The sequence below is a fragment of the Chlorogloeopsis sp. ULAP02 genome (assembly GCF_038404745.2).
Lineage (GTDB): Bacteria > Cyanobacteriota > Cyanobacteriia > Cyanobacteriales > Nostocaceae > Chlorogloeopsis.
In genome coordinates this window covers 100,008-106,288 of record NZ_JAYKTT020000074.1, presented here as the reverse complement: position 1 = coordinate 106,288, position 6,281 = coordinate 100,008, and the positions used below count along the sequence as shown (strand labels likewise).

8 protein-coding genes are annotated in these 6,281 nt (G+C 41.1%); 6 read left to right on the top strand and 2 right to left on the bottom strand.

Annotation, left to right across the window (positions count from 1 at the left end):
- The first annotated feature begins 197 nt into the window (after positions 1-197).
- The gene (ebsA, locus tag U2718_RS26270; protein WP_289792740.1) at positions 198-572 is read left to right on the top strand and encodes a type IV pilus biogenesis protein EbsA; all 375 of its coding nucleotides are present in this window, start codon (positions 198-200) and stop codon (positions 570-572) included.
- A 213-nt stretch (positions 573-785) separates the two neighbouring features.
- Positions 786-1,880: a phosphotransacetylase family protein gene (locus U2718_RS26265; protein ID WP_342002762.1), complete on the top strand. Its 1,095-nt coding sequence runs from the start codon at positions 786-788 to the stop codon at positions 1,878-1,880.
- 136 nt (positions 1,881-2,016) lie between these two features.
- Here the strand turns inward: U2718_RS26265 and U2718_RS26260 are convergent, their stop codons facing one another.
- The gene (locus tag U2718_RS26260; RefSeq protein WP_342002763.1) at positions 2,017-2,511 is read right to left on the bottom strand and encodes an antibiotic biosynthesis monooxygenase family protein; all 495 of its coding nucleotides are present in this window, start codon (positions 2,509-2,511) and stop codon (positions 2,017-2,019) included.
- A 179-nt stretch (positions 2,512-2,690) separates the two neighbouring features.
- On the opposite strand from U2718_RS26260, the gene U2718_RS26255 reads away from it, so the two are divergent.
- The 4 genes from U2718_RS26255 (at position 2,691) to U2718_RS26240 (ending at position 5,287) form a co-directional block, all read left to right on the top strand.
- Positions 2,691-3,221 (top strand): PadR family transcriptional regulator, encoded by a 531-nt coding sequence (locus tag U2718_RS26255; RefSeq protein ID WP_342002764.1) that lies wholly within the window; start codon positions 2,691-2,693, stop codon positions 3,219-3,221.
- A gap of 168 nt (positions 3,222-3,389) precedes the next feature.
- Positions 3,390-3,893, top strand: coding sequence for a DNA-processing protein DprA (locus U2718_RS26250; RefSeq protein ID WP_026087467.1), 504 nt, complete (start codon positions 3,390-3,392; stop codon positions 3,891-3,893).
- Between the two features lie 361 nt (positions 3,894-4,254).
- Complete coding sequence (locus tag U2718_RS26245) at positions 4,255-4,680, top strand: MAPEG family protein (RefSeq protein ID WP_342002765.1); 426 nt, start codon at positions 4,255-4,257, stop codon at positions 4,678-4,680.
- A 115-nt stretch (positions 4,681-4,795) separates the two neighbouring features.
- Positions 4,796-5,287, top strand: a complete 492-nt coding sequence (locus U2718_RS26240) for a YajQ family cyclic di-GMP-binding protein (protein WP_342002766.1) — start codon at positions 4,796-4,798, stop codon at positions 5,285-5,287.
- A gap of 322 nt (positions 5,288-5,609) precedes the next feature.
- Here the strand turns inward: U2718_RS26240 and U2718_RS26235 are convergent, their stop codons facing one another.
- Positions 5,610-6,167 (bottom strand): glutathione S-transferase family protein, encoded by a 558-nt coding sequence (locus U2718_RS26235; protein ID WP_342002767.1) that lies wholly within the window; start codon positions 6,165-6,167, stop codon positions 5,610-5,612.
- Positions 6,168-6,281 lie beyond the last annotated feature (114 nt).

The following is a 6,281-nucleotide window of genomic DNA, read 5'->3' as shown; positions in this document are numbered from 1 at the left end:
CTGTTCCCTTATCTCCCCCTCCTCTTCCACAAGCAGCTGTGTATCAAGGCACTTTTTTGGGAATACTATCAAAGGTCACTCATATGCCTGGTTGTCACTGAGGGTGTAGATGTATAAGTTAACTCTTGCTCTCCTACACCCTTACACCCCATCCCCTAATGGAACTTGGATCAACCCACTTGAGAAGTATTTAAGTTATGTCTATCGAGCAACTCCAGCCTGTCACTCAGCAGCAAGCCAATGTCTATATGCCATACACTCAAGCCAGCAAGAGGAATTTCTTGCCCTATGCGATTAGTCTCTATCAAAAAAGTGTCTTGGAGGGGCAGCGCAAGATAGAGGGTAGTGAAAATATCCCTTTTGTTGCGACTTGGAATGTTGCTGCACTGCCTTCAGACTTAACTCGTTGCCGTGTTCAGTTTGATGGCAATGCGGAGCTAAATTATGAGGTAATGATGGCAAGTTTCGAGTTTATAAATTATTTAATTGAATTAATGGAAAATTACAAGCGTTATCGTGTCACTGATTTTTCTCAAACTTTTTACCGTAAGCTGCTCAAAATAGACGAGTAATTTTGGATCTGTTGGTAAAATACCCCCAAAAATACTGGACTTTGGCACACCTTGATTAAGAAGCAAGTCGATTTTTAGTCGGAAATTCTTCTTGAAAATTAGCTAATAAATTCCTTTTGCGTCTTTAGCTGCAACCCGATCGCCTTCGTTCGCCCTAAAATTAATAAACACTAAGCAAAGGTTGTACCAACTTTTGAAATTAGGAGTGTATGTGTGCCAAAATCCCCTAAATATTTATTAATTGGCTCGACGGAGGCTTACAGTGGTAAATCTGCGACGGTTTTAGGCTTGTCTCATTTACTACAGCAACAAGGGCTGGATATTACTTACGGCAAACCGCTAGGTACGTGCTTGAGTGAATCTTCGGGAAGTGCTGTTGAGGAAGATGTCCAGTTTATTGCAGCTAGTCTCAACCTGCCAGAAAATCGTATTGCACCCACCCTGCTGGCGTTAAACGAAGTTACCATGCAAAAACGCTTGTGCGGAGAAGATACAACGGATTATCGGCAGTCTTTAGCACAAAAATATCTACAAATGTCAGTTGGTAATTTGGTGTTACTGGAAGGGCCAGGTAACTTAGAAGAAGGCAGTTTGTATAACTTGTCTTTGTCACAAGTAGCAGAAGTCATCGATGCTGCCGTGTTGTTAGTAACGCGCTATCAGTCGCTACTTTCAATCGAGGCTGTACTATCAGCAAAGCAGCGTTTGGGAAAACGCTTAATTGGTTTTGTACTCAATGATGTTCCCGCTGAACAAACACAAATCTTTGATACAACTATCCGCCCATTTTTAGAACAGCAAGGAATTCCTGTGCTGGGAATCTTACCTAGAAATGACTTGCTACGTAGTGTTAGCGTGCGTGAACTGGTACACCAACTTAATGCAGAAGTTCTCTGTCGCAGCGATCGCCTGGATTTGATGGTCGAAAGTCTAGCCATTGGGGCAATGAATGTCAACGCCGCCGTTAAATATTTCCGTAAGCGCCGAAATATGGCAGTAGTGACAGGAGGCGATCGCGTGGAAATTCAACAAGCAGCTTTAGAAACTTCGACTCAATGTCTGATTCTTACCGGACAACTACCACCACCCTCTTTTATTCTTAATCGGGCTGAAGAGTTAGAAATACCTATCCTATCGGTAGATTTAGATACTCTCACTACTGTGGAAATTGTTGATAAGACTTTTGGGCAAGTGCGTGTTCACGAACCAATTAAAGTTCACTGCATTCGCAATTTAATGGCTGAACATTTTGATATTAAGCGTTTGCTCAATCTCTTGGATTTAAGTCCAGCAGCAGCTTTACCATAACTAGGATTTCTCCCACCTTTAATTCAGTTATGAAGATGGAAGGTAGAGGCACAGCATTGCTGTGCCTTGATTAATTGTTTGTGAATGTGAATTAGTATGATACCAATTTGGCACGCGGCAGTCTGGTTTCAAAATTCTAGAATAGCCTGTTAATCAATGGTTTTAATCCAAAATCCACGCATTGGTATAAGTCACCTTTTTTTTTCAGAGGATGCAATGCGATCGCTTTTGCTGATGTTAGATCTGGAATTTCTCGACTCATATGAGCAACTGATGGATGAAGCACCTTTGTAAAATGACCTTCTACTACCATACGACGGTAAGCCTTGCCCGCATCAGGTAATTTACTATCTTCTTGTTGCCAGTGAACAACTGCGGCTTCATCACACCAATGTGGCAAGTGTCGCATAGCTTGACGGTGCGAACCAGAGTTGCGGTAATTGCGCATAGCCAACTCATCTCTCCAAGCAGTCAGCGTCCAAAATGCTCCGTGTTCGTCTTTCCACAGCTTGCCGCTTAAAAATCCAGGAGTATTGAGAATTTGCCAAACAGTCAAGATATTGTGCCACAAAAAGGCTGGTAGATAAAGAGGTGCTCTCAAGTGCAAGCGCGTAACTGAAATTAATACCATAAGATTATTCTCCTAAGTCGAATAGACGACATATCTCTTAACAAGGTGTGTTGTGACGTACAATTCTTGCTATTGTCGTCAACAAACCCTTATCGTGTATTCAAATTTTTGAATATGCAACTAGTTGTATATTAATTTAGTATATTCAAAAAATTGCATATTTGATATAAAAGATTTTTATGGCATTAGCACACGCTATCTTGGCTTCTCTGATTGATCGTTCTTGTAGTGGGTATGACTTAGCCAAGCAATTTGACGGCTCAGTCGGTTTTTTTTGGCAGGCAACTCACCAGCAAATTTACCGTGAATTGTCCAAACTTGAGGCTCAAGGTTGGGTTACTTCTGAGTTAGTGTCACAATCAGGACGTCCCGATAAAAAGCTTTATCAAGTAACAGAATTAGGAAAACAGCAGCTAAAGGAGTGGATTGCAAAACCATGTGATCCCACACCAATCAAAGACGATTTATTGGTGAAAATATTTGGTGGGTATGCTGCCTCTAGAGAGGTAATTTTGGAAGAGCTAGAGCGTCACCAGCAAGCGCATCTGGAAAGATTATCTACATATAAAGCTTTAGAGCAACAGTACTTTCAAAAACCTCAGGAACTGTCGGAACAAGCCAAGTTTCAGTTCTTGACTCTCCTGAATGGCATTAGTTATGAAACACATTGGCTTGCTTGGTGCCAACAAGCAATCAAGCTGCTTAGGTGACATCCTCTTGATGCTCACCTGATTAGCTAGAGTGCCGGACTTATCGTCCCCTAAACCCCTCATTAGTTAAGAAGTCTGAAATTATAGTGATATATCACTCAAAGCAGCTTTGCGTTTGCTCTGGTTCTGTTAAAATAACTAGGTTGTTTAATCTGATTCCGTCCGTCTTTGAGTCAGTCAATAGACCTTATCAACGTCGATACATTAGTGCAGGAACTGGCGACAATCCAACAAACAGGTTCTAAAAGGATCGCCTTGTTGGGTTCTCGTCATGTACCAATTACACATCAAAATCTTATTGAGATGATGTCCTATGCCCTAGTTTTATCTGGCAACCGCATCATCACATCTGGCGCTACGGGTACTAATTCAGCTGCCATCAAGGGAGCAATGCGGGCTGATGCCAATTTATTAACGGTGATTCTGCCCCAAAGCTTGGAAAGGCAGCCCAACGAATCCCGCCAGCAACTCGAACAAGTTATGCATCTGGTGGAAAATCCTGCTAACGATCATCTGTCTTTAGCCGAAGCGAGTTACTTGTGTAATAAGGAGATTATCTCCCGTTGCCAGCAACTAATCTGCTTTGCGTTTCATGACAGTCGTACTCTTTTGCAAACTTGTAAGGATGCAGAAGAACAAAGAAAAGTGGTGACGCTATTCTACTTTGATTAATCATTAGCCAGACGTCAGTGATACACATAGCAGAATATCCTACGGGAAGACGCCCTTTGGACGTCTACAGGAGTTAAAAGTCAGAAGTAAAACAGGCTTCATCTACGACTTTGAGTCTTGGATTTTGTACCTCACTCTCGTTACAAGTTGTCATATCTTCTTTCATGATGAAGGTAGATATAGTCAATATGGAGACTAATGATTTTTTAGCAATAACTTATGGGTAAATACTGCGGACACATTGCGAGAAAGGAAAACTGCCTTGCAAGTGTCCTTGAGTTTTTGCGATGACGAGCGCTAATATTAAGCTGCTTTGCGGCTACGCCAAAACATCAAAAGCCTAAGATTTTTAATCTTTTTCATGTTAATGTACCTATTAAAAATTCCCATTTCAGCAATTTTTTTGTACTCAATTGCCGCAGCGGCTGTATTAATTTATTTGCCATTTCTGGTCGTGGTTTATGCTCGTGTCATGATTGGGTATGATATATCTGCTCCCCGTGCCATGTTTGATAAGCTACCACCTTATGCCCAACGGGCAACTTGGGCGCACCAAAACTCCTTTGAAGCGTTTATGCTATTTGCTGCAGCAGCATTGTCGGCATATGCAACCGGAGTCAATTCTCCACTAGCTGTAGGAGCAGCTTTAGCGTTTGTCTTAGCACGTTTACTATACTCAATTTTTTATATTTTAAATCAACCCATTTTGCGCTCTGCTATGTTTGGCGTTGGCTCTTTTGGAATTACTACTCTTTTTGTCTTGAGTATTATCAAGGCTACTAATTAGTTGATGGTTACTACCAAATACTGTACGGAGGGATTTAGCTAAAATATCTTTGGTTAAAAAGGCTGAATATTAAGTTAAATCACCCATACCAACAACCAATTACTAACTCTTTACTATGGCTTCTACCTATTCCTTTGACATTGTTAGCGACTTTGACAGACAAGAATTGGTTAACGCTGTGGATCAAACTGCACGAGATATTAAAAGCCGTTATGATCTTAAAGATACTCAAACGACAATAGAGTTAGGTGAAGAAAATATTGTAGTCAACACCGATAGTGAGTTCACCTTAGAGTCTGTACACAACATTTTGAGAGAAAAAGCAGCTAAACGTAACCTTTCTCAAAAAATCCTTGATTTTGGCAAAGTAGAATCAGCCACTGGTAACCGCGTTCGCCAAGAAATTAAACTGAAAAAAGGTATTAGTCAAGAGATTGCTAAACAAATTTCCAAGTTAATTCGTGACGAATTCAAAAAAGTACAAGCCTCAATTCAAGGCGATGCGGTGCGTGTGAGTGCTAAAAATAAAGATGATTTACAATCTGTCATCCAACGCTTAAAGCAAGAAGATTATCCAGTTGCCTTGCAATTTACAAACTATCGTTAAATTTGGGTTAGTGGTTAGTAGGGGAGGCAGCGCGTTGCGGAGCCAGTGCGGTGGACGGGTTCTCCGGCATAAAGCAACTGGCGTCGGGTTCTCCCGATTGTAGCGACTGCCGGGCGGGTTTCATTGATGATTTTTCGGTTAAAACTGATAATTTCTCTTTTAAACCCGCCCGTACAGTATTTAGTGGTTAATGGCTAATGGCTAAATTTCGCGTCAGTACATTGGTTAAGAGCCTGGAGGCATCAGCCCACAAACTCTTGTTACCAGGTTCAACCTGGTAACGAGAACTAGAGCCTCTGGCTCTCTATACTATCTACTATCTTTAACTACGAGAACCAATGCTTTTTTGAAACGCTGGACGCTCAGATAATCGCTTACAGTAGGTAAATAAAGCTGGATAGATACTCAGATTTAGCTTAAGTAGAGTCGTAATATAAGCTAAAACAGATCCAACTGCTACATCAGCGACAGTAAATGTATTACCCAATAAAAATTGTTGGCGCTGGAGAATTTCATTTAGGGGAGTCATCAGGCGGGGTAATTCCTGCTCACGGGTAGCTTCCATAAATATACCTGTGCTTAGGGTAGAATTGCCAAACAACACCCACTGAGCTATTTTGGCACGTTCTTCTAAAGAATGCTTGACTTTGCCATACTTCTCATCGAGATAAAGTAAAATTGCCCCAGATTCCCAAATCTGAAGATTACCGTCAACAATCGCCGGAACTTTACCCATCGGATTGATTGCTAGATACTCTGGTTTACGGTGTTCTCCAGCCTGCATATCTAGCATGATAAATTCGTAGGGAATTCCCAATTCTTCTATATACCATTGAACAATTGATGCCCGACTGCGAGCGCCACCGTAAAGTTTTAACATAGTATTTTTCGTTGATTGTTGCTCATTAGCGGTCAGTTATTAGTTGTATCTAACTGTATCAGTAAATGCTTCTTTTCTCAAAAATTAAACATTACCTACTAACTACTAACTACT